General features: G+C 67.5%; 17 protein-coding genes and 1 other RNA gene. 14 read left to right on the top strand and 4 right to left on the bottom strand.

Going from position 1 to position 22,634, the window contains the following annotated elements:
- Positions 1 to 124: 124 nt before the first annotated feature.
- Positions 125 to 475, bottom strand: a complete 351-nt coding sequence (locus tag G539_RS25190) for a winged helix-turn-helix transcriptional regulator (protein WP_035831493.1) — start codon at positions 473 to 475, stop codon at positions 125 to 127.
- A gap of 127 nt (positions 476 to 602) precedes the next feature.
- Here G539_RS25190 and G539_RS0116705 point away from each other — a divergent pair, with 127 nt between their 5' ends.
- Positions 603 to 1,610 carry a zinc-binding alcohol dehydrogenase family protein gene (locus G539_RS0116705; RefSeq protein ID WP_029076212.1) on the top strand — a complete coding sequence of 336 codons (1,008 nt, stop codon included), beginning with the start codon at positions 603 to 605 and terminating at the stop codon, positions 1,608 to 1,610.
- A gap of 142 nt (positions 1,611 to 1,752) precedes the next feature.
- Here the strand turns inward: G539_RS0116705 and G539_RS0116700 are convergent, their stop codons facing one another.
- From G539_RS0116700 to G539_RS0116690, 3 genes are all read right to left on the bottom strand, one after another.
- The gene (locus G539_RS0116700; RefSeq protein WP_051231551.1) at positions 1,753 to 5,544 is read right to left on the bottom strand and encodes a hydantoinase B/oxoprolinase family protein; all 3,792 of its coding nucleotides are present in this window, start codon (positions 5,542 to 5,544) and stop codon (positions 1,753 to 1,755) included.
- Positions 5,545 to 5,604: 60 nt separating this feature from the next.
- Positions 5,605 to 6,672: a dipeptidase gene (locus G539_RS0116695; protein ID WP_029076210.1), complete on the bottom strand. Its 1,068-nt coding sequence runs from the start codon at positions 6,670 to 6,672 to the stop codon at positions 5,605 to 5,607.
- 120 nt (positions 6,673 to 6,792) lie between these two features.
- Positions 6,793 to 7,803, bottom strand: coding sequence for a nitroreductase family protein (locus G539_RS0116690; RefSeq protein WP_029076209.1), 1,011 nt, complete (start codon positions 7,801 to 7,803; stop codon positions 6,793 to 6,795).
- Positions 7,804 to 8,139: 336 nt separating this feature from the next.
- Here G539_RS0116690 and G539_RS0116685 point away from each other — a divergent pair, with 336 nt between their 5' ends.
- The 13 genes from G539_RS0116685 (at position 8,140) to rnpB (ending at position 22,396) form a co-directional block, all read left to right on the top strand.
- On the top strand, positions 8,140 to 8,904 hold the full coding sequence (locus G539_RS0116685; RefSeq protein ID WP_029076208.1) for an aspartate/glutamate racemase family protein: 765 nt from the start codon (positions 8,140 to 8,142) through the stop codon (positions 8,902 to 8,904).
- Positions 8,905 to 8,939: 35 nt separating this feature from the next.
- A complete protein-coding gene (locus G539_RS0116680; protein WP_029076207.1) occupies positions 8,940 to 9,857 on the top strand; it encodes an ABC transporter permease in 918 nt (305 codons plus the stop codon).
- Positions 9,857 to 10,660: an ABC transporter permease gene (locus G539_RS0116675; RefSeq protein ID WP_029076206.1), complete on the top strand. Its 804-nt coding sequence runs from the start codon at positions 9,857 to 9,859 to the stop codon at positions 10,658 to 10,660. Before G539_RS0116680 ends, G539_RS0116675 begins: the two co-directional genes overlap by 1 nt.
- Positions 10,661 to 10,743: 83 nt before the next feature.
- Positions 10,744 to 11,865, top strand: a complete 1,122-nt coding sequence (locus tag G539_RS0116670; RefSeq protein WP_029076205.1) for a type 2 periplasmic-binding domain-containing protein — start codon at positions 10,744 to 10,746, stop codon at positions 11,863 to 11,865.
- 50 nt (positions 11,866 to 11,915) lie between these two features.
- The gene (locus G539_RS0116665) at positions 11,916 to 12,983 is read left to right on the top strand and encodes an ABC transporter ATP-binding protein (RefSeq protein ID WP_029076204.1); all 1,068 of its coding nucleotides are present in this window, start codon (positions 11,916 to 11,918) and stop codon (positions 12,981 to 12,983) included.
- Positions 12,984 to 13,024: 41 nt separating this feature from the next.
- The gene (locus tag G539_RS0116660; RefSeq protein ID WP_029076203.1) at positions 13,025 to 14,566 is read left to right on the top strand and encodes a hydantoinase/oxoprolinase family protein; all 1,542 of its coding nucleotides are present in this window, start codon (positions 13,025 to 13,027) and stop codon (positions 14,564 to 14,566) included.
- Positions 14,567 to 14,570: 4 nt separating this feature from the next.
- On the top strand, positions 14,571 to 15,659 hold the full coding sequence (locus tag G539_RS0116655) for an S-methyl thiohydantoin desulfurase family protein (protein WP_029076202.1): 1,089 nt from the start codon (positions 14,571 to 14,573) through the stop codon (positions 15,657 to 15,659).
- Between the two features lies 1 nt (position 15,660).
- Positions 15,661 to 16,746 (top strand): S-methyl thiohydantoin desulfurase family protein, encoded by a 1,086-nt coding sequence (locus tag G539_RS0116650; RefSeq protein WP_029076201.1) that lies wholly within the window; start codon positions 15,661 to 15,663, stop codon positions 16,744 to 16,746.
- Between the two features lie 97 nt (positions 16,747 to 16,843).
- Positions 16,844 to 19,516 (top strand): LuxR C-terminal-related transcriptional regulator, encoded by a 2,673-nt coding sequence (locus tag G539_RS0116645; protein WP_051231549.1) that lies wholly within the window; start codon positions 16,844 to 16,846, stop codon positions 19,514 to 19,516.
- Between the two features lie 105 nt (positions 19,517 to 19,621).
- Positions 19,622 to 20,338: a molecular chaperone DjiA gene (locus tag G539_RS0116640; protein ID WP_029076199.1), complete on the top strand. Its 717-nt coding sequence runs from the start codon at positions 19,622 to 19,624 to the stop codon at positions 20,336 to 20,338.
- A gap of 28 nt (positions 20,339 to 20,366) precedes the next feature.
- Positions 20,367 to 21,152, top strand: coding sequence for an N-acetylmuramoyl-L-alanine amidase (locus tag G539_RS0116635; protein ID WP_029076198.1), 786 nt, complete (start codon positions 20,367 to 20,369; stop codon positions 21,150 to 21,152).
- Between the two features lie 143 nt (positions 21,153 to 21,295).
- Complete coding sequence (locus G539_RS0116630; protein ID WP_029076197.1) at positions 21,296 to 21,796, top strand: lytic transglycosylase domain-containing protein; 501 nt, start codon at positions 21,296 to 21,298, stop codon at positions 21,794 to 21,796.
- 207 nt (positions 21,797 to 22,003) lie between these two features.
- An RNA gene (gene rnpB, locus G539_RS26390) (RNase P RNA component class A) lies at positions 22,004 to 22,396 on the top strand.
- Positions 22,397 to 22,634: the final 238 nt, after the last annotated feature.

The raw sequence follows: 22,634 nt of genomic DNA, 5'->3' as shown, positions 1-22,634 counted from the left end.
CCCTCACGCCGTGCGTCCTTCGAGACGGCTTTCTTCGAAAGCCTCCTCAGGATGTTGGGCGGTGAGGGGGGCCGAACTCCTGGCGCGCGTCGAGAACCGGCGCGTGGGAAGACGTCGCGGCGGCTCAGGCCGCCGCGCGCTCGCCGAGCTGGCGCTCCTTGTAGGCGGTGCCCCAGCTCTTCAGCGCCACGATGATCGGCCGGAGCGTCTCGCCGAGCGGCGACAGGCGATATTCCACGCGCGGCGGCACCTCGGCATAGACGGTGCGGATGACCAGCCCGTCGGCCTCGAGCTCGCGCAATTGCTTGGTCAGCACGCGCTGGGTGGCGCCGGGCGCGCGACGGCGCAGCTCGTTGAAGCGCAGCGTGGCGTCGAGCAGATGGAACAGCACCACGCCCTTCCACTTGCCGTCGATCAGCTCCAGCGTCGTCTCGACGGCGCATTTCTCGTAGTCCGCCGGCGTCTCCGGGCTCATGGCTCTCTCCAATAGTATCCAAACGGTCACTATGGGCCCAAATTGTGCATTCTTGCGCCGGGCGTCAATATGGCCGAAATGCGATGTTTCAGCCCGCCACGCGCGGGTCCAGAAAACGGAGCCCGCCATGCGCGCCATCGCCTTCACCGCCTCGCTTCCCGCCACCGACCCCAATGCGCTCGTCGACCTGACGCTACCCCTGCCGGAGCCCGGGCCGCGCGACCTGCGCGTCCGCGTCGAGGCGGTGTCGGTCAATCCGGTCGATACCAAGGTCCGCGCCCGAGCCGGATCCGACACGCCGCGCGTGCTCGGCTACGACGCCGCCGGCATCGTCGACGCCGTCGGCACGGCGGTGACCCTGTTCAAGCCGGGTGACCGCGTCTACTACGCCGGCACCATCGACCGGCCCGGCACCAATGCCGAATACCATCTGGTCGACGAGCGCATCGTCGGCCGCATGCCGGCGACGCTCGATTTCGCCGAGGCAGCCGCGCTGCCGCTCACCACCATCACGGCCTACGAGCTGCTGTTCGACCGGATCGGCGTGCGGAAGGGCAAGGGCGCGGACCAGCGCTCGCTGCTCGTCGTCGGCGGCGCCGGCGGCGTCGGTTCGATGGCGATCCAGCTCGCCCGCGCCCTGACCGACCTGACGGTCATCGCCACCGCCTCGCGGCCGGAGACGGTCGACTGGGTGAAGGGCCTCGGCGCGCATCACGTCGTCGACCACAGGAAGCCGCTCGCCGAGGAGGTGGCGCGGATCGGCGTCCCGGCCGTCGACATCGTGCTGGCGCTGACCCAGACCATTCACCACTGGCCGGCGATCCAGAAGCTGGTCGCGCCGCAGGGCCGTGTCGGCGTCATCGACGACATGCCGGCGCTCGACATCGTGCCGTTCAAGGGCAAGGCCGTCGGCATCCATTGGGAATCGATGTTCACCCGGCCCGTGCACCAGACGGCCGACATGATCGAGCAGCACAAGCTGCTGAACGAGGTGGCGGGGCTCGTCGAGGCGGGCAAGATCCGCACGACGCTGACCAACCGCGTCAGGCCGATCAACGCGGCGACGCTGCGCGACGTGCATCAGCTCGTCGAAAGCGGCCGCTCGATCGGCAAGACGGTGGTCGAGGGCTGGTAGGGGGGGCACTCCTTCACCTCTCCCAGAGGGAGAGGTCGGAGCGAAGCTCCGGGTGAGGGGATGGGATCTCTCCAGTGAGGCCTGAACCCCTCACCCGCCGGCCTTCGGCCGTCGACCTCTCCCGATGGGAGAGGTGAAGGTCTCAGCCCGCCCTCCCGAATCCGCCGCCGGTGGGTGTCGTGACGATCACGGCCTCGCCGGCGGCGAGCACGGTCTGGTCGCAGCCCCTTAGCGTCTCGATCGTGCCGTCGTTGCGGCGCACCTCGGTCCGGCCGAGCTGGCCGGGCTCGCCGCCGTCGAGGCCGTGCGGCGCGATGCTTCGATGCGAGGCGAGGATGGCGCATTCCATCGCTTCGAGAAACCGGATCGTCCGCTTGGTGCCGCCGCCGGCCGACCATTTTCCACGCCCGCCCGATCCTTGGCGGATGTGGAAATCCTCCAGCAGCACGGGGAAGCGGAACTCCAGCACTTCCGGATCGGTCAGGCGCGAATTGGTCATGTGCACATGCACGCCGTCGGCGCCGTCGAAGCCGGTGCCGTCATTGAGGATGCCGGCCGGCGCGCCGGAGCAGAGCGTCTCGTAATACTGGTAGGTCTGGTTGCCGAAGGTCAGGTTGTTCATCGTGCCCTCAGACGCGGCGAGCGCGCCGAAGACGCCGAACAGCGCGTTGGTCACCTGTTGGCTGGTCTCGACATTGCCGGCGACGACGGCGGCCGGATAGCGCGGCGCCAGCATCGAGCCCTCGGGAATGACGATGCGGATCGGTCGCAGGCAGCCGGCATTCATCGGGATGTCGCCCTCGACCATGACGCGGAAGGCGTAGAGCACGGCCGCGCGGGTGACGGGTTCCGGCGCGTTGAAATTGGTCGGCTGCTGCGGCGAGGTTCCGGTGAAGTCGACGACGGCCTCGCGCCTGTCGCGGTCGACGGTGATCTTCACCCGGATGACCGCGCCCTGGTCGGTCTCGACCGCGAAGTCGCTGTCGCGGAGCCGGCCGAGCACGCGGCGGACGCTCTCGGCGGCGTTGTCCTGCACGTGGCCCATATAGGCGGTGACGACGCCGAGCCCGAAATGCTCGACCATCTTGCGGAGTTCCTGCACGCCCTTCTCGTTGGCGGCGATCTGCGCCTTCAGGTCGGCGATGTTCTGGGCGAGGTTGCGGACGGGGTATGGGTGGTCGGTCAGGAGCTCGACCAGCTCGGCTTCGCGAAAACGGCCCTGGTCGACGAGCTTGAAATTGTCGATCAGCACGCCTTCCTCGTCGACCGTCGTGGCGCGCGGCGTCATCGAGCCGGGCGCCGTGCCGCCGACATCGGCGTGGTGGCCGCGGCTCGCGACGAAGAACAGGATTTCGTCGCCCCGATCGTCGAAAACCGGCGAGACGATGGTGATGTCGGGGAGATGCGTGCCGCCATTATAGGGCGCGTTCAGCGCATAGACGTCGCCCGGCCGCATCGTGCCCCGGTTCAGTTCGATGATCGTCTCGACCGAGCGGTCCATCGAGCCGAGATGCACCGGAATATGCGGCGCGTTGGCGATCAGGGCGCCCGAATGGTCGAAGACGGCGCAGGAGAAATCGAGCCGCTCCTTGATGTTGACCGAATGCGCCGTGTTCTGCAGCGTCAGCCCCATCTGCTCGGCGATCGACATGAAGAGGTTGTTGAACACCTCCAGCATCACCGGATCGGCCTCGGTGCCGATCGCGTGGTTGCGGGCGATCGGCGCGATCCGGGCCAGCACGACATGGTCGCGGCCGGTGATCCGCGCCTGCCAGCCGGGCTCGACGACGATGGTCTGGTGCGGCTCGATGACAAGCGCCGGGCCGGCGACGACGGCGCCGCGCGCAAGGTCCTCGCGGCGGAAGATGCCGGCCTCATGCGCCGCGCCCTCGGAGAAGATCGCGACGTGGTCCGAGGGTTCGGGCCGGCTCTCCGGCGCGTCGGCCTCCGGCTCCTCGATCGCCGCGCCGCCGCCGACCGCCTCGACCTCGAGGCTCTCGACGACGATCGCCTTCATCTCGAAGACGAAGCCGAACTGCTTTTTGTGCGCCGCCTCGAAGGCGTCGCGGATGGCCGGGATGGATAGCCAGGCGCCGTTCGGCCGGTCGAGCGCCTCGACCGGGATCGGCGTGTCGGTGCCGTCATAGCGGAGGTGCGCGCGGACGGAGATCTCGGCCGCCTCGACGCCCTGCTGCGCCAGTTCGGCACGGACTTCGCCCGATAGCGCCTCTGCCTCGGCATGCAGCGCCGGCAGGGCCGCGTCGGCGAGCGGCTTCACGATTGCCCGGCTGCGGCCGGCGCGGATGTCGGCGAGGCCCATGCCATAGGCGGAGAGGATGCCGGAGAAGGGGTGGATCAGCACCGTCTTCATGCCGAGCGCGTCGGCGACCATGCAGGCGTGCTGGCCGCCGGCGCCGCCAAAACAGTTCAGCGCATAGTCGGTGACGTCATAGCCGCGCTGGACCGAAATCTTCTTGATCGCATTCGCCATGTTGGCGACGGCGACCTTGAGGAAGCCGTCGGCGATCTCCTCCGCGCTGCGCCCGTCGCCGATCTCGGCCGCGAGCGCCGCGAAGCCGGCCCGCACGGCTTCCGCGTCGAGCGGCTGGTCGCGGCCCGGTCCGAAGATTCTCGGAAAATGCTCCGGGCGCAGCTTGCCGGTCATGATGTTGGCGTCGGTGACGGTGAGCGGCCCGCCGCGCCGGTAGCCGGCAGGACCCGGATCGGCACCCGCCGAATCCGGGCCGACGCGAAAACGCCCGGCCTCGAAATGCAGGATCGAGCCGCCACCGGCCGCGACGGTGTGGATGCGCATCATCGGCGCGCGCATGCGCACGCCCGCCACCTCGGTCTCGAAGGAGCGCTCATAGGCGCCGTCATAATGCGAGACGTCGGTCGAGGTGCCGCCCATGTCGAAGCCGATCACCTGGCCGAAGCCCGCTTGTCGCGCCGTCTCCACCGCCGCGACGACGCCGCCGGCCGGGCCGGAGAGGATGGCGTCCTTGCCCTGGAACAGTTCCGCCGCCGTCAGCCCGCCTGATGACATCATGAACATCAGGCGCGGGGAGGGAGGGGTTTCTGTGGCTTGGGAGGTGGTACCCCCCACCCAACCCTCCCCCACAAGGGGGGAGGGCTTTTCGGTCTCGGCTGCCGCGACGTCGATGCCATGCACCGTCGGGCTCTCTCCCCCCTTGTGGGGGAGAGTTGGAGAGGGGGGTAGCAGCGCCGGCTCCTTCGAAGACGCCCCGAGCTCCCCCGCCACCTGTTCGACATAACGGCGCAGGATCGGCGAGAGATAGGCGTCGACGACCGTGGTGTCGCCACGTCCGACCAGCTTCATCAGCGGCGAGACGCGGTGGCTGACCGAGATCTGCGGGAAACCGACTTTTTCGGCGACGGTCGCGACTTCGGCTTCGTGCGCCGGATATTTCCAGGCATGCATGAAGACGATGGCGACGGCGCGGATGCCGTCATCATAGGCTGCCTGCAACGCCGCCTCGACGGCGGCGAGATCCGGCGCCGCCTCGATCGCGCCGTCGACGCGGACCCGTTCGTCGACCTCGACGACGCGCTCGTAGAGCAGCTCCGGCTTGACGATCCTCTTGGCGAAGATGTCGGGCCGCGCCTGGTAGCCGATGGCGAGCGCATCGCGAAACCCCCTGGTGATGAGCAGCAGCGTGCGGTCGCCCTTGCGCTCCAGCAGCGCGTTGGTGGCGACCGTCGTGCCCATCTTGACGGTGTCGATCAGCCCTGGCGGGATCAGCGCGCCGGGGGCGACGCCGATCAGCTCGCGGATGCCCTGCACCGCCGCGTCGCGATAGGCGCCGGGATTTTCGGAAAGCAGCTTGTGGGCGCGGATGCGGCCCTCGGGATCGCGGGCGACGATATCGGTGAAGGTGCCGCCCCGATCGATCCAGAAGTCCCACTGCGCCATGCCGATGCCCTCGCTCCGAACAGAATCCGGAGGGCATGAGTAAGGCTCGGAGCCGCGGCGTCAATCCTTCCAGGTGCGGTCCAGCACGTCGAGCCAGTTGTCGTGCGCGATGCGGCGGACCAGTTCGTCGCCATAGCCATGCGCCCGCATCGCCTCGATCAGGCGCGGCAGCAGCGAGACGTCGGCGATCGCCTCCGGCACGACGGCGCCGTCATAATCGGATCCGAGGGCGACGCCGTGTTCGCCGAGCCGCTCCAGCATGGCGTCGAGATGTCGGAGCAGCACGTCGAGGCCGGTGTCGGGATTCATGTGGCCGTCGGCGCGCAGGAAGGCGGTGGCGTAGTTGAGGCCGACGACGCCCCGGCTGGCGCGGATCGCCTCGAACTGGGCGTCGTTCAGGTTGCGCGCCACCGGGCAGAGCGCGTGGACGTTGGAATGGGTGGCGACCAGCGGCGCATCGCTCGCCTCGACTACGTCCCAGAAGCCACGTTCGTTCAGATGCGAGAGGTCGACGAGGATGCCAAGGCGGTTGCAGGCCCGCACCAGCTCGAAGCCGCGTTCGGTCAGGCCGGGGCCAGTGTCCGGCGAACCCGGATAACGCATCGGAACGCCATGGCCGAAGATGTTGGGGCGGCTCCAGACCGGACCGATCGAGCGCAGGCCCGCGGCATGGAGCACGTCGAGCATGGTGAGGTTGCGGTCGATCGCCTCCGCGCCCTCGATGTGCAGGATCGCTGCGACCGCGCCGCGCGCCTCGGCCGCGCGGATGTCGGCGACCGTGCGGCAGACGGCGAAGGCGCCGTCCGAGGCGCGTTCGAGGCGGAACAGCAGCGCCGCCATGGAAAGCGTCGACGCCTGACCGGTGGAGAGCGCGAGCGGCTCGGGCAACGGCAGGTCGTAGCTGTCGCCCTGCATCAGTTCCATGAAGTCGGCCATGGAAGGCGACGGCGGGAAGATCGCGAACATGCCGCCGACGAAGCCGCCGGCGCGCGCCCGCGGCAGGTCGAGATGGCCGCCGCCGCCCCCTTCGAGGAAGGAGCGGATCGCGGCCGCGTCGCCGCCCTTGTCGAGGAGGCGCAGCAAGACGTCGTTGTGGCCGTCGAAGACGGGGATCGGCGCAGAGGTCATGGGATGACTTTCGGACTGGAGCGTTGTCGTGCGACGTGGGCACGCGTGAGGAGCACGTGATCGGACCTGGGGCTTGCGCCGTTCAGCGCCTCGGGGAAACGCCGAACGGCGCAGATGATGTCAGGCGGGAAGGGCGGGGTCGAGACGCAGGACCTCGTCGATCGGCTTGCGCTGCGAGCGGGGCACCTTGAAGCTCTCCCGCATATGGCCGAAGCCGAGCATGGTGATGACCAGCTCATTGTCGGGGATGCCGACGAAGGCGCGCATGGCCGTATCGACGTCGCGCGTTTCGCTCCAGTTCAGCATGCAGGCGCCCAGCCCCTCGGCATGGAGACCGAGCGCCAGCGTCATGGCGAACATGCCGCCATCGACCCAGCCCTGGTTGCGCTCGCCTACCGTGCCCCAGTGCTGGATGTCGGTCGTGATCACGGCGAGGCCGCCGAGCTGGTCGCCGAAGCCGCGATGGCCGGACTGGAACGACAGGACCCGGGCGATCGCGTTCCGCTCGGTGAAGGCGTAGACGCGGCAGGTCTGCCGGTTGCAGCTCGATGGCGACTGATGCGCCGCGCGCACCGCGTTCTCGATCATGCGCGGATCGACCGGCTTGTCGGCATATTGGCGGACGCTGTGGCGCGCTTCCATGAAGCCGAGGAAATCCATCGCGGCGCGCTGGCGGATGCCTTCGGCCGTCACGTCCTCCGTTCCCCCGAGAAGATCGGCGCGTTGCGCGCCGAGGCGCGTCGCCAGGGCGTCCACGGCGGCGGGGATATCGCCGATCGGGGCGCCGCCGGCCCGATTGAAGGCGACATAGGCCGCGAGTGCCTTGACCGCGATCTCGGCGCTGGCGTCGGCTCCGAAATCGCCGACATAGGCCGTCGTTTCGGAAATCAGCTGCCGTACCTTGTCCTGGCCGAAGCCGGGGCGTGGATGGGGCAGCGACAGGCCGTGCTCGACGGTGTGGGCCAGGAGATGGATATGCGCCTTGCGGTTCTCTCGGCTGGATCTGGCATGCAGGAAGGACGATCGCGCGAAGCGTCGATAGTCGTAGAGGAAATTGCGCATCAGCCAAAGGCTCCGCCTGGCGCGCTCGAACGGTGTGCCCATGCCGGGCATGGCTGGAGAACCGGTCATCCGGTGTCGCTCGCTGAATGGGGAGGGCGCCGCCCTCGCATGTCGTCGCTGAGGCGAGCGTCGCCATCGCGGCGGGATCTGTCAAACCGCGGGAGAGGGGCAACTATGCCCTCATTGCGGGCATGCCTGGAAAGCATGCAGCCGGAATCGTCCGAAAAAGGGAAGGAAATCAACGCCAGACCGGGTTGGCATCCTACCCATATGGGTAGGTGAAGCGGAGATTATTGCGCAAACCGGCCCTCCCAATCACTTGCTCGCCTATCTTTTTCATCCCTTGGACCCCGGGCGGTTTCGATGCCAGCTTTTTGACACCGCAGCAGGAGGCGAGTGCGTGACATGACCGATTTCATCGACGTCCGGGTGTTGTCCCCCATCACCACCAAGGGTTTCCGCAAGCCAGACGAGCTCGCCGCGCTCGGCTATCCCGGCGTGAAGGTCAGCCACAGCCAGATCGATACCGGCCCCGGCTCGATCGAAAGCGAGTTCGAGATCGCCATGTCGGTGCCCGGCACCGTCGAGAAGGCGATCGAGGCGGAGCGCGAGGGCGCCGACGCCATCATCATCGACTGCATGGGCGATCCCGGCCTGCGCGCCGCCCGCGAGGTGGTGTCGATCCCGGTGCTTGGCCCGGCCGAAACGGCGATGCATGTCGCCGCCATGCTCGGGCATCGCTTCAGCGTCGTGACCGTGTTGCGCCGCCTGCGGGCCCAGTTCGAGAACGCGGCCGCCGTCTATGGCCTGAGCACCAAGCTCGCCTCCGTCCGCCATGTGGACATTCCGGTCCTGGAACTGGAGGACGACCTCGTCAGTACGCGCGCCCGTCTGGTCGAGCAGGCGGTCATCGCCGTCGAGCAGGATGGCGCCGAGGCGATCATCTTCGGCTGCACCGGCCTGATGGGCTGCGCGGGCGCGGTTCGCGAGGGCCTGCTCGCCAAGGGCATCGATATTCCGGTGATCGACCCGATCCCGACCGCCGTGTCGGTCGCCGCGGCGCTGGCGCGCGCCGGCCTGTCGCAAAGCAAGCTGACCTATCCGATGCCGCCCAAGAAAGAGCTGGTCGGCTACGGCTTCACGCTGCCCTCCGCCATCGCGGCCGAATAGGAAGTCCTGGAAGCATGCGGAAGGAGGCGGACCCCATGGCGATAGCCGAGACGCAAGCCATATCCAGCATCCGCTCCGGCGGGTCGATCACCGAGGCGCTCGGTGGCTTTCGCCTCTGGTGGCTGGTGGTGCCCGCCTTCGTTCTCTTCCTGTGCTTCTTCGTCGTTCCGGCGGTCTCGCTGTTCGCCATCGCCTTCGACAAGTCGGTGCCCGGCGTGGTCACCTTCGCCGGCAACTTCACCTTCGACAATTTCGTCCGCATCTTCACGCGGCCGCTCTACTACATGGCGATCCTGCGCTCGATCGGGATCGCGGCGGTGGTGGCTGCCTGCGCGCTGGTGATCGGCTATCCGCTCGCCTTCGTCATCGCGAAGACGGAGCATCCCGGCCGCAACACCTTCCTGATGATCCTGGTGCTGTCGGCGATGCAGCTCGACACCGTCATCCGCATGTACGGACTGATGGTGCTGCTCGGCGACAGCGGCCTGGTCAATGGCGCGCTCCTGGCCAGCGGCCTGATCAGCAAGCCGCTGCCCCTGATGTACAACACGTTCGGCGTGGTCGTCGGGCTGGTGCAGGTGACGCTGCCCTTCATGGTGCTGTCGCTGATCGGCATCATCAAGGCGATCCACCCCTCGCTCGAGGAGGCGGCGCGCAGCCTCGGCGCGACCCGCGCCCAGGCGTTCTGGCGCGTGGTCCTGCCGCTCTCGATGCCGGGGATCCTGGCGGGCTCGCTGCTCGTCTTCGCCCTGTCGATCTCCTCCTATGTCGTGCCGGCGCTGATGGGCGGCTGGAAGGTGATGGTGCTGCCGATCCACATCTACCAGCAGATCGCCGAGACCGGCCGCTGGCAGTTCGGCGCCGCCATCGCCGTGGTGCTGTTCCTGACCAGCCTTCTCGCGGTGTTCATCTATCACAAGGCGGCCGCCCGCACGGCCGGAGGGCGGACGTGATGCGCGACGAATCCCCGATCCCCCTCGTCTTCAAGGTCGTCGCCGGTCTGGCGCTGCTGGTATTGCTGCTGCCGCTCGCCATCGTCGTGCTTGCCGGCTTGAATGCCGGCGACTACCTGACCTTCCCGCCGCAGGGCCTGTCGCTGCGCTGGGTGAAGGCGTTCCTGAGCTCGCCTGTCTTCCTTTCGGCCTACTTCTATTCGTTCCTGCTGGCGCTGGCCGCGACGGCGATCTCGACCGTCATCGGAACGCTCGCCGCGCTCTACCTGGCGCGCTCCGGCAGTCGGGCGGCTGCCTTCCTGCGCGGCTATTTCATGCTGCCGATCGTGCTGCCCGGCGTCGTGCTCGGCCTGTCGCTCTACGTCTTCTTCACCACCACCGACATCGGTCTCGCCCGCACCTTCACCGGGCTCTTGATCTGCCACGTGCTGGTGACGAGTCCGTTCGTCATCGCGACCGTCACGGCGTCCCTCGTCGGCTTCGACGTGTCGCTGGAGGAGGCGGCCCGCAGCCTCGGCGCCTCGCCCTGGACGGCCTTCCGCAAGGTGACGCTCCGGATCATCGCGCCCGGCATCTCGGCCGGCTGTATCTTCGCCTTCATCGTCTCCTTCGGCCAGTTCGAGACCACGCTCTTCCTGTCGGTGCCGAACCGAGAGCCGCTGCCGATGGCGATGTACATCTCGCTTCGCTACAAGTTCGAACCGACCGCGGCGGCCGCCGGCATCTTCGCCATCGCCCTCGTCGTCATCTCCACGATCATCACGTCCCGTCTCGTCAGCCTGCGGAGGGTCTTCCGGGCCTGAGGCCGCGCGCCGCCAGGACCGATGTGTTCACCCCGCCCGCTACGAGGATCGGGGGACTTCAAAAACAACGAAGGGGAACTGCAATGAAGAACTGGATCAAGGGTGTCGCCCCCACGCGGCGCGGCTTTCTGAAGGGCTCCGCCGGTGCGCTCGCGCTCGGCTCGGGCGTCAATCTGTTCAACATCAATCATGCCTTCTCGCAGGACGTCGTCTATGACGGCACCGTCTTCGACGCCGGTGGCGCGACGCTGCGCATCGCCGAATGGGGCGGTTTCTGGGAGGAGATCATCCGCAAGGAGTTGCTCGACCAGTTCGAGAAGGACTTCAACTGCAAGATCGCCTACGAGAGTTCCTTCCCCTGGTTCCCGAAATTCGTCGCCGGAGGGCCGCAGAAGCCGCCCTTCGCGGTGGTCAACTGGAACTATGGCGAGATGTTCAAGACGGCCGCGGCCGGCGACTTCTTCGTGCCGCTGGACGAGGTGCTGGCCAACCTGCCGAACGCCAAGCTGATCTGGCCGTTCGCGACCGAGAACGGCGTCGGCGTGACGTGGAGCTATTCGCGCTACTGCTATGCCTACCGGATCGACCTGGTCGACCCGAAGCCCGCCGATTTCAAGACGTTCTGGGAAGAGAAGTTCGCCGGCAAGCGCGGCACCTACATCACCTCGAATGGCCTGCAGATGGACTTCTTCATTGCCGCCTGCAAGCTGTTCGGCAAGGACCAGTATGACCTCGAGGCCGGCTACGAGGCCATGCGCAAGGCCATGCCGATGAAGATCTCCGACTTCACCGGCAACATGCAGGCCCTGCTCGAGCGCGGCGAAGTCGAGCTCGCCGTTCAGCACGACGCCGAGGTCTACCAGCAGATGGACAAGGGCGTGAAGGTCGCGCCGATGCTCTGGGAAGAGGTCAAGCCGATCCTGACCCAGACCAAGACCGTCAGCCGCTACATCGAGCCGACGGAAAAGAAGCTCGCCTACGCGCTCATCAACCGCACGCTCGAGACCAAGCTGCAGTCGGTCATGGGCAGCACCTTCTACCAGCGCCCGGTCAACAGGGACGTGGTCATCACCGAGAACCTCGCCTCCAAGGGCGTGACCAATACCGCCGACGCGATCGCCGGCTACTGGACGCCGGACTGGAAGAGCTACAACGAGCACGAAGAGGACATCGTCGAGACGGTCAACGGCATCTTCGCCGGCTGACCCCTCAGCATCCGCCACGAACGATCCCGGGAACGGAAGCCTCGATAGACATGTCCGACATCCGCCTTGTGAACCTCACCAAGACCTATGGCGAAGGCAACGCCGTCTCCGAGATCAACCTGAACATCGGGGAGGGGGAGTTCTTCTCCCTCCTCGGCCCCTCCGGCTGCGGCAAGTCGACGACGCTGCGCATGGTCGCCGGCTTCATCAAGCCGAGCTCCGGCAGGATCCTGATCGGCTCGGACGACGTCACCGGCCTGCCGCCCGAGAAGCGCGACATCGGCATCGTGTTCCAGAACTACGCGATCTTTCCGCACATGAACGTGGCGGAGAACATCGCCTTCGGCCTGAAGCTGCGGAAGCGCGGCAGGGAAGAGATCGCCCGGCGCGTCACCGAGGCGCTGAAGCAGGTGGGGCTGGCCGGCTATGGCGAACGCTACCAGCGCCAGCTCTCGGGCGGCGAGCAGCAGCGCGTGGCGCTCGCCCGCGTGCTCGTCACCGAGCCGCGCATCCTGCTGCTCGACGAGCCGCTCTCCGCCCTCGACAAGGGGCTGCGCGAGGAAATGAAGTTCTGGATCAAGGACCTGCAGAAGAAGCTCGGCATCACCACCGTCTATGTCACGCATGACCAGGACGAGGCGCTGACCATGTCCGACCGGATCGGCGTGATGCAGAAGTCGCGCATCATCCAGATCGGCACGCCGCAGGAGATCTACGAGCGGCCGAAGACCCTGTTCGTCACCAGCTTCATCGGCCACTCCAACATCCTCGACGTGACGGTGCGCGGCCGTCACGGCGACGACGTCACCGTGGACCTGGCCGGCCGGGAACTGCGCGCCCGGGCGGCCGATGGCGTCGCGCCGGGCGGCGCCGCCAAGCTGGTAGTGCGGCCGGAAAACGTGCTGCTCGGCGGTGCCGTTGGCGAGCGCGACATGCGCCTCGACGCCACCGTGCTCAGCGAAACCTATCAGGGCGCGATCGTCCGCTACCGGCTCCAGGTCGGCGCGCAGGAAATTGTCGCCGAGCGCCAGAACCAGGCGCATGTCGAGCGCTTTGCCCCCGGCACGGTCGTGACGATCGGCTGGGACCCCGAATGGTCCGAGGCGCTGGTCGCCTGATCCCAACTGCACCGAACAATCCCAAGCTCGAGGTTCGATAAATGCGTATCGGCATTGATGTCGGCGGCACCAACACGGATGCCGCTCTGATGGACGGCATGACCGTCAAGGGCGCCTGCAAGACCCCGACCACCTCCGACGTGAGCACCGGCATCAGCACCGTGCTGAAGAAGGTGCTGAGCATGACCGGCGTCTCGGTGTCCGAGATCAAGGCGGTGATGATCGGCACCACGCACTTCACCAATGCCGTCGTCGAGCGCAAGCGCCTGCTCGAGGTCGCCGCCATCCGCCTCGGCCTGCCGGCGACCAAGGGCCTGCCGCCGATGACGGACTGGCCGGGCGATCTCGCCACGACGCTCGGCCGCCACATCTTCATGGTGCGCGGCGGCCACGAGTTCGACGGGCGCGAGATCGCGCCGCTCGACGAGAAGGAAATCCTCCGGATCGCCGGCGAGATCAGGGCGCGCGGCCTGAAGACCGCCTCGATCACCTCCGTGTTCTCGCCGGTGACGCCGATCATGGAGCAGCGCGCGGCCGAGATCCTCAAGAACGAGGTGCCCGATCTCTCGCTCTCGCTGTCGCACGAGATCGGTCGCGTCGGCTTCCTCGAACGCGAGAACGCGACGATCATGAATGCCTGCCTGGCCGATCTGTCGAGCCGGGTCGTGAGTTCGTTCCACAGCGCGCTCAAGGAGCTGTCGATCGACGCGCCGTTCTTCATCAGCCAGAACGACGGCACGCTGATGACCCCGGATTATGTCGCGCGCTACCCGGTGCTCACCTTCGCCTCGGGCCCGACCAATTCGATGCGCGGCGCGGCGCTGCTCGCCGGCGAGTCCGAGGCGATGGTCGTCGACATCGGCGGCACCACCTCCGATGTCGGCATGCTGATGCAGGGCTTCCCGCGTGAGTCGGCCGTCGCCGTCGACATCGGCGGCGTGCGCACCAATTTCCGCATGCCGGACGTGCTGGCCATCGGCCTCGGCGGCGGCACGATCGTCCGCGACGAGGGCATGCGCATCGGGCCGGATTCCGTCGGCTACGAGATTACCTCCAAGGCGCTCGTCTTCGGCGGCGACACGCTGACCACGACGGACATCGTCGTCGCGGCCGGGCTCGAGGACATCGGCGACCGTTCGCGTGTCGCGCATATCCCCGCCAGGACGGTGAACAACGCGCTCGACACCATGCATCGCATGGTGGATGAGGCGGTCGATCGCATGAAGACCAGCGCCGATCCGCTGCCCGTCATCCTCGTCGGCGGCGGCTCCATCCTGATCTCGCGCGATCTGCCCTCGGCATCCAAGGTCATCCGCCCGGAAAATGCTTCGGTCGCGAATGCGATCGGCGCCGCCATCGCCCAGGTCGGCGGTGAGGTCGACCGCATCTTCTCGCTCGAAGGCACGTCGCGCGACGTCGTGCTGAGCGCCGCCAAGGCCGAGGCGGCCGAACGCTCGACCAATGCCGGCGCCGATCCGCAGAGCGTCAAGATCGTCGACATCGAGGAAGTCCCGCTCGCCTATCTGCCCGGAAGCGCGACGCGCATCCGCGTGAAGGCGGTCGGCGACCTGGTGATGGGGTGAAGCGATGAAGCTGACATCCGAAGACCTCCGCGATCTCGCGGTCGGGGCCGCCTTCCTCGGAACGGGCGGCGGCGGCAACCCCTATGTCGGCCGGCTGATGGCGCAGCAATGCCTCGATGAGGGGCTGACGATCGAGCTGATCGATCCCGCCGACGTGCCGGACGACGCGCTCGTGATCCCGACCGCGATGATGGGGGCGCCGACGGTGCTGGTGGAGAAGCTGCCGTCCGGCGAAGAGGCGCTGAACTCCTTCAAGTCGCTGGAGAAGCATCTCGGCCGCAAGGCGTTCGCGACGATGCCGATCGAGATCGGCGGCATCAACTCGACCATCCCCCTGGTGGTCGGCGCGCGCCTCGGCATCCCGATCGTCGACGCCGACGGCATGGGCAGGGCCTTTCCGGAACTGCAGATGGAAACCTTCGGCGTCTATGGCGTGCCGGGGAGCCCGATGTATGTCTCCGACGAAGACAATGACTCCACGCTGATCATGGCGGCCGACAACAAGTCGATGGAGTGGCTGTCGCGCATGGTGGCGATCCGCATGGGCGGCTGCGCCTATATCGCCGAGTATTCCATGTCGGGCGCCGACGTGAAGCGGACCGCGGTTCCCAACACCATGACGCTCGCCATGCGCATCGGCCGCTGCCTGCGCGAGGCCAAGGCCAACCACCAGAACCCGCTCGATGCGCTGATCGCGCTGATGCCGCAGACCCTCTACCACCATGCGCGCGTCATCTTCAGCGGCAAGCTGGTCGACGTGCAGCGCGAGACACGCAACGGCTTCGCGATCGGGCGGGCGCGGATCGACGCCTTCACTCCCTGGAAGGGGACGATGCAGATCGAGATCCAGAACGAGAACCTGATCGCCACCGTCGACGGCGTCGTCAAGGCGATCGTGCCGGACCTGATCTGCATCATGGACAGCGAGAGCGCCGAGCCGATCACCACCGAGGAGCTGCGCTACGGCCAGCGTGTCACCGTCGTGGCGGTGGCGGTGCCCGAGATCATGCGCACGCCGGAGGCGCTCGCCGTGTTCGGGCCACGCTGCTTCGGCTTCGACCAGCCCTTCACTCCCATCGAGAGCATGGCCTGACATGATCACGCATATCACGCTCGACGACCTCGACGATCTCGCCCTTGGCGCGGCGGTGCTGGGAACCGGCGGCGGCGGCGACCCCTATATCGGCAAGCTGTTGGCGCGCAACGCCATCGAGCAGTTCGGCCCCGTGCCGTTGATCCAGCTCGAGGACCTGCCGGACGCCACGAAGGTGCTGACTTGCGGCGCCATGGGGGCGCCGACCATCCTGATCGAGAAGATCGCGTCCGGGGAAGAGCTCGGCCTCGCCTTCGACACCTACGAGGCGCATGTCGGCTACAAGATCGAGGCCGTCATGCCGTTCGAGGCGGGCGGCGTCAATTCGACGACACCGGTGATGATCGCCGCCCAGCGCGGCCTGCCGCTGGTCGATGCCGACGGCATGGGCCGCGCCTTCCCGCAGCTCGAGATGGAGACCTTCAACGTCTATGGCGTGCCGGCCGCGCCAGTGGCGATCGCCGACGAGCAGGGCAATTGCGGCATCATCACCACGCAGTCCGCCGCCAAGGCAGAGTGGATCGCGCGCGGCATCACCATCCGCATGGGCGGACAGGCCTACATCGCCAATTACGGCATGGATGGCGAGACCGCCCGTCGCGTCTCGGTTCCCGGCACCGTGTCGCTGGCGATCGGCATCGGCCGCACGCTGCGCGAGGCGCGCGAGAACCACCAGGACATGATCAAGGCACTGATCGAGTTCTTCGCGACGACCCACTACGAGGAGGCGCGCATCATCGGCTCCGGCAAGGTGACGGACGTGTCACGGCGCATGGAGAACGGCTGGTCGGTCGGGATCGTCACGATCGAGCCGTTCGGCGGTGGTGAACCGATGCGGATCCGTATCCAGAACGAGAACCTGGTGGTGGAGCAGGGCAGTGACGTGCTGGCGATCGTGCCGGACCTGATCTGCCTGCTCGACGTCGACACGTCGGAGCCGATCCTCACCGAACGTCTGCGCTATGGCCAGCGGGTCAACGTTCTGGCCGTGCGCGTGCCGCCGATCATGCGCACGCCCGAGGCCCTGGAGGTATTCGGCCCGCGCGCCTTCGGGCTGAAGCATGACTATGTCGGCCTCGGTCTCTGAGCCCGGCCTCTGGTGCATCGCGGAAGCGCCGTTATACTCGGATCCCAGCAAGGGTGAAATTCAGTTGCTCGCGTAGACACACTGTGTTCCGGATCCCATGACGGCACTGCCTGTCTTCGATCTTTCCGCCGAAGCGCCACGACGCAATCATGTGCCGCGGCGCTTCGGCGACGCCATTCCCAGACCCTTTCTCATCGACCGCATCCGGCAGGGCATCGCCGGCCAGATCGTCGTGCTCCAGGCGCCGCCGGGTTTCGGCAAGACGGAACTCCTGGCCGGCGCCTTCGAGACGCTCCGGGAGCCGGGCGATCGCTTCGGCTGGCTCACCGTCGCGCCGGCCGATGCCGATCCGTTCGTCTTTCTCGACGGCATCGCCGCGTCGCTCGGGTTGCGTCTGGCGCGCGGCGACGAGGTGATCGCCGCGACCCAGCGGCTGCTCGAGCGACTCGCCCATGGCGGTGAGCGCGTCGTGCTCTTCCTCGACGAGTTCCAGACGGCGGGCGGCGAGCCGTTCCTCTCCTGCTGTTCCACCTTCTTTCGCCAGCTCCCCGACAATGTGCGCGTGGTGATCGGCTCCAGCAGCAGGCCGGAAATCCCCTTGTCGCGCTTCCGGCTGCGCGGCTTCCTGACCGAGCTGCTCTCGAGCGAGCTCGCCTTTACCCATGCCGAGATGCGGCGGCTCGTCGGCAAGCGGCTGTCGGCGGCCGATTTCGACGCCTTCGCGGAGCTGACCGGCGGCTGGCCGGCGCTGGTCCAGCTCGCCGTGCCGCTGCTTTCCGGGACCCAGGACCCGCGCGAGCGGGCCGAGATCGTCACCGGGACCCATCGCACCTTCCGCGACTTCGTGTTCGAGGAGATCGTGCCGCGCATCCCGCCCGACATGCGCGAGGCGTTGACGGTCTGCTCGATCCTCGCCGACTTTCCGCTCGACCTCGCCTCGCATCTCGCCGGTATCGCGGTCGAGCAGCGCTCGGTGCGCGAGCTGGAGGAGTTCGCGCCGATCATCGTGCCGGTCGACCAGCGGCCGGGCTGGTTCCGCCTGCATCCGGTGCTGCGCGCCACCTTCTCCCTGCAATTGCAGCTGCACCCGTCCGAGCGCGTCTCGGCGCTGCATTCGAGCGCCGCCTGCTGGTTCGCCGCCCGCAACCATCTCGAGAAGGCGGTGACCCATGCCTCGCGCGCCGGCGATTTCGCGCTGGCGACCGAGACCATCCGCCAGGCGGGCGGCGTCAACATCTTCCTGCGCGCCGGTCACACGGTGCTGGAGCGGCTGATCGACAACATTCCGACCGCGGACATCTATCGCTCGCCGAGCCTGAAGCTGATCTACGCGCTCGTGCTTGCCAAGCGCGGCCGTATCCGTGCGGCGCGCGAGATCATCGTCGACCTGCGCGAGTCCGATGAAATCGGTGCGCTCGACGAGAACGGGTCGCATTCCGAACTCGACTACGAGCACATCGAGGGGATGGTCGACATCTACGAGGATTGCGGCCTCGACGACACGCAGATACTGGAGCTCGAGCGGCTGCTGCGGCGCTTTGGCCCGAAGGACACCTGGGACCGGGGCTGGCTCTACAATCATCTCTGCATCGTCCACACCAGGCGGGGCAATCTCGACAAGGCGCGCACCAACGCGCTGCGTTCGCTCGCCTGCTACCGCGAGGAGCGCGCCGCCTATCCGCAGATCTTCATGCTGATCCACCTGGCGCTGGTGACGATGCTGATGGGACGGCCGTCGGCGGCGCTGCTGCTGGCGCGCGAGGCGGAGGAGCTGGCGCAGCGCACCCAGTGGAGCGACCGCAGCCTGATGGCGATCGTCCACCTGCCGCTCGCCGAGGCGCTCTACCAGCAGGCCGAGGTCGCGGCCGCGGCGAAGATGATGACCGAGGACGTGCCCTATCTCGCGCGCGGCGAGGGCTGGGTCGATCTCTTCGTGCGCGGCTTCGGCACGCTGGCGCGGGCGCAGATGGGGCTTGTCGGCATCGAGGCGGCGCAGGGCGTGCTCGACCGCGCCGAGGAAGTGGCGATCGAGCGCGACCTGCCCCGGCTGAAGCTTGCCGTCGCGATCCTGCGGGCGGAGCTGCTGACGCGGGCGGGGCTGGTGGAATCGGCCGGCCAGCTTGTCGCCGCCATGCCGGATCTCGACGACGCCGCCGCCTGGCCGACCTGGCGCGAATGGAGCGACGCGACCGTCGTGGCGGCGCGGCTTCTGGCGCGTACGGGCGAGACCGGCGCCGCCGTGCGGCGCGTCGAGCACTTGGTCGCCGAGGCGACGGCGGCGGAGCATGGCTGGCACGTGCTCGCCGGCACCGTCGTGGCGATCGAGGCCTATTGGGCGGCCGGGCGGATGGAGGATGCGCTTGCCGCGCTGCAGCGCTCGATCGCCCTGGCGCGGCCGCAGGATTGCCTGCAGATCTTTCTCGACGAAGGGCGGCCGCTGTCGCTGGCCGTGCGCGGCATCGTCCGACGGTTCGGCCTCTCCGCCTTCAGCCCGAAGACGGCCGAGTTCGTCAGCCGCATCGCCGGCGCCTTCCACCAGGTCAAGGCGGCGCAGCCACGCCTCGGCACCGAGCTCCTCAGCGTGCGCGAGGCGGAGGTTCTGGAGTTCCTGGCCCGCGACGCGACCAACAAGGAGATCGCCCGCGATCTCGGCCTGACCGAGGCGACGGTCAAGTTCCATCTGAAGAATCTCTACGCCAAGCTCGGGGTCGGCCGGCGCAGCCTCGCCGTTTCCGTCGCCCGCAAGGTCAGCCTGCTGGAGATCGACTAGCGGCCGCGCCTGGCGCGCGACGGAGCGGCGCGCTGCCGGTGGATCGCTTTCCTGCGCGACACCCTGACTCTCGCGCGGCGGCATCGGGTCGCCTATTCTCTGGCGATGACAATCTGGCAACGACTCGGCGATCTCATCCGGCAGCTGCCCGGCTCCTGCACCATCGGTCAGGCGCTGGACGCGCTCATCGAAACCGTGCGCACGGCGCTGCTCGGCTCGCCCGAGGACCGGCGCCAGGTGGCGTTCTCCGTGTCGATGATCGCGCTGTCGGCGAAAATGGCGAAGGCCGACGGCGTCGTCACGCCGCATGAGGTGGCGGCGTTCGAGGAACTGTTCGAGATCCCGCCGGCCGAGCACCAGAACGTGGCGCGGCTGTTCAACCTCGCCAAGCAGGACGTCGCCGGCTTCGACGCCTATGCGCGCAAGCTCGCCAGCCTGTTCGACAAGGGCTCGCCCGTGTTCGAGGACATCATCGACGGGCTGTTCCACATCGCCAAGGCCGACGGCATGGTGCACGAGGCCGAGCTCGCCTTCCTCGACCAGGTGGCGACGATCTTCGGCATTCGCGAGGCCGCCTTCGCCCGCATCACGAGCCGCCATATCGTGCCGGAGGAGGGCGACCCGTACCTGATCCTCGGCATCGACCGCGACGCCACCAATGACGAGGTGAAGCGGCACTATCGCCGCATCGTCGCCGAGACCCATCCCGACAAGCTGATCGCGCGCGGCGTGCCGGCCGAGTTCCTCGCCATCGCCACGGCGAAGCTCGCCGCGCTGAACGGCGCCTATGACCGCATTCGCCGCGAGCGGGCCTTCGCCTGAGCTTCGGCCGCCACCTGATGGAGACATGATGACCGACGTCGCATTGCCGGGCTTTGCCTGGCGGCCCTCGCCGAATTTCGGCGCGCGCGCCGAGGGGCTCGCCATCGACATGCTGGTGCTCCACTACACCGACATGAAGAGCGCGGAAGCCGCCATCGACCTGCTCTGCGACCCGGCCTCCAGCGTCTCCTGCCACTATGTCGTGGCCGAGGACGGCACCATCACCCAGCTCGTCGCGGAGCGCGACCGGGCCTGGCATGCGGGCGTTTCGTCATGGCACGGCGAGGGCGATCTCAACTCCCGGTCGGTCGGGATCGAGATCGCCAATCGCGGCCATGATCACGGCTACCCCGATTTTCCCGATGTCCAGGTCGACGCGGTCATCGCGCTCGCATGCGACATTTGCGCTCGACACGGCATTCGTCCGGAACGAATCCTTGCGCACTCGGACATTGCGCCGGACCGCAAGCGCGACCCTGGCGAGAAGTTTCCCTGGGCGCGCCTTGCCGCCGCTGGGGTAGGTCATTACGTCGAGCCGGAACCGATTCGCGGTGGCCGTTTTTTTTGCCTCGGTGAAAATGGGGCGCCGATCGAGGCCCTCCAGGCCATGCTGGCGCTTTATGGCTATCCCCTTCAGATCACTGGTGTTTACGATATGGCCACCGAACTGGTGGTGACGGCGTTCCAGCGCCATTTCCGGCCGGAGCGGGTCGACGGAATCGCTGATTCCTCGACGATCGCGACGCTGCACAGGCTGGCGCGAGGCCTGACGAAGAGGGCGGAAGGTGCCGTAGCGGCAGGCGAAAATCCCTGAGCCGGCAAAGGAAAACGGGCGCCGGAATGGCGATCACGGATTGTTAAAGTCTGTAATCTGATTTTAGTTCCAGTGCCCCATTTCGGGACTCTTGGGCGGCGAAACGATGCTCCATCTTCAATGATGAGAGTTTACCCCCAAGTATGAAGAAGTTCAGCGTTCTCGCTTTGGCCGTCCTCGTTGCTAGCAGCGCCCTCGCCATCTCGCCCGCCTCGGCCCAGTCGAAGCGTATCCTGAAGTCGAACGAAACCCGGGTCGCTGCTGCCGAGCGCAGCCGCTACGATGCACTGATCAAGACCCATGCCGCCGCCAACAATGTTCCGCTGTCGCTGGCCCACGCCGTCGTCACGGTTGAAAGCAACTACAATCCCAACGTGACCGGCAGCGTCGGCGAGATCGGGCTGATGCAGATCCGCCTGCAGACGGCGCGCGGCATGGGCTATTCGGGCTCCGCCAAGGCGCTCTACGACCCCGCCACCAACATCAAGTTCGGCATGAAGTATCTCGGCCAGGCGCGCAAGCTCGCCGGCGGCGACCTCTGCGGCACGATCCTGAAGTACAATGGCGGCCATGGCGCCACCCGCATGAGCAAGGGCCCGCTGCGCTACTGCGGCAAGGTCCAGCAGATCATCGCCTCGAACTGAGGCGAGGCCGGTCCGCCGGCATGAATGCTTCGTGCGCCGCGAGCGCCCGTTTCGGGCCCGCGGCCACGCCGGAGCCCGACGGGCTCCGTTCTCCCGGCCGGTCGCGGACGCTTTTGTGTTCGGATCGGGCTCGGGACGGGGTGTCGGGTCGAGTGACCGCGTCTGCGGGCTTGACCCGCACCCGTCACCCTCGTAAGCCCCCCACTGCCAGTCGGCCGGACGACCGCTGCTGCGAAACCGAAAGGTTGCAGGGGAGGAAAGTCCGGGCTCCATGGAAACACGGTGCCGGGTAACGCCCGGCGGGGGCAACCCCAGGGAAAGTGCCACAGAAAGCAAACCGCCCCTGCGTTCGCGCGGCGGGTAAGGGTGAAAGGGTGGGGTAAGAGCCCACCGCGGGCCCAGCAATGGGAACGGCACGGCAAACCCCACCGGGAGCAAGACCGAATAGGGGCGACGCGGGCGCAAGCCCTGCCTGTTTCCAGGCTAGTCGCCCGGGTTGGTCGCGAGAGGCGTCCCGGCAACGGGCGTCCCAGATGAATGGTCGTCACGCGGCGGTTCGCCGCCGCCCTACAGAACCCGGCTTATAGGCCGGCTGGCATTTTCCTTCTCCAAACTTCCTTGCTACGCCGCGCTTCGCGCGGCGCCGCCGGCCTGCGCGGCCGCGTGCGGCAGCACGCCGTTGGTCGCGTGCGTCCTTGCCTGCTGGCCCGGTCGTCGGCGCGCGCCGCGTTTTCCGCCGGCCTTCCTTGAAAAAGCTACGGAAAATTAAGGCTAACAGGGTGTGATCAGGCGTGCGCTTCCGCCTGTCGTGGGGGCCGATTCCATTGACGCCCATATT

Source organism: Kaistia adipata DSM 17808 (assembly GCF_000423225.1).
GTDB classification, from domain to species: domain Bacteria; phylum Pseudomonadota; class Alphaproteobacteria; order Rhizobiales; family Kaistiaceae; genus Kaistia; species Kaistia adipata.
Note: the sequence above shows the minus strand (reverse complement) of the source record. Positions and strands in the feature narration are given on the sequence as shown.

Excerpts from the sequence above, each read along its gene's own strand:
- G539_RS0116665 (WP_029076204.1), top strand. The coding sequence starts at position 11,916 with ATGTCCGACATCCGCCTTGTGAACCTCACCAAGACCTATGGCGAAGGC.
- G539_RS0116690 (WP_029076209.1), bottom strand. The coding sequence starts at position 7,803 with ATGACCGGTTCTCCAGCCATGCCCGGCATGGGCACACCGTTCGAGCGC.
- G539_RS0116675 (WP_029076206.1), top strand. The coding sequence starts at position 9,857 with ATGCGCGACGAATCCCCGATCCCCCTCGTCTTCAAGGTCGTCGCCGGT.
- G539_RS25190 (WP_035831493.1), bottom strand. The coding sequence starts at position 475 with ATGAGCCCGGAGACGCCGGCGGACTACGAGAAATGCGCCGTCGAGACG.
- G539_RS0116630 (WP_029076197.1), top strand. The coding sequence starts at position 21,296 with ATGAAGAAGTTCAGCGTTCTCGCTTTGGCCGTCCTCGTTGCTAGCAGC.
- G539_RS0116685 (WP_029076208.1), top strand. The coding sequence starts at position 8,140 with ATGACCGATTTCATCGACGTCCGGGTGTTGTCCCCCATCACCACCAAG.
- G539_RS0116670 (WP_029076205.1), top strand. The coding sequence starts at position 10,744 with ATGAAGAACTGGATCAAGGGTGTCGCCCCCACGCGGCGCGGCTTTCTG.
- G539_RS0116695 (WP_029076210.1), bottom strand. The coding sequence starts at position 6,672 with ATGACCTCTGCGCCGATCCCCGTCTTCGACGGCCACAACGACGTCTTG.
- G539_RS0116700 (WP_051231551.1), bottom strand. The coding sequence starts at position 5,544 with ATGGCGCAGTGGGACTTCTGGATCGATCGGGGCGGCACCTTCACCGAT.
- G539_RS0116635 (WP_029076198.1), top strand. The coding sequence starts at position 20,367 with ATGACCGACGTCGCATTGCCGGGCTTTGCCTGGCGGCCCTCGCCGAAT.
- G539_RS0116645 (WP_051231549.1), top strand. The coding sequence starts at position 16,844 with ATGACGGCACTGCCTGTCTTCGATCTTTCCGCCGAAGCGCCACGACGC.
- G539_RS0116650 (WP_029076201.1), top strand. The coding sequence starts at position 15,661 with ATGATCACGCATATCACGCTCGACGACCTCGACGATCTCGCCCTTGGC.
- G539_RS0116655 (WP_029076202.1), top strand. The coding sequence starts at position 14,571 with ATGAAGCTGACATCCGAAGACCTCCGCGATCTCGCGGTCGGGGCCGCC.
- G539_RS0116660 (WP_029076203.1), top strand. The coding sequence starts at position 13,025 with ATGCGTATCGGCATTGATGTCGGCGGCACCAACACGGATGCCGCTCTG.
- G539_RS0116705 (WP_029076212.1), top strand. The coding sequence starts at position 603 with ATGCGCGCCATCGCCTTCACCGCCTCGCTTCCCGCCACCGACCCCAAT.
- G539_RS0116640 (WP_029076199.1), top strand. The coding sequence starts at position 19,622 with ATGACAATCTGGCAACGACTCGGCGATCTCATCCGGCAGCTGCCCGGC.
- G539_RS0116680 (WP_029076207.1), top strand. The coding sequence starts at position 8,940 with ATGGCGATAGCCGAGACGCAAGCCATATCCAGCATCCGCTCCGGCGGG.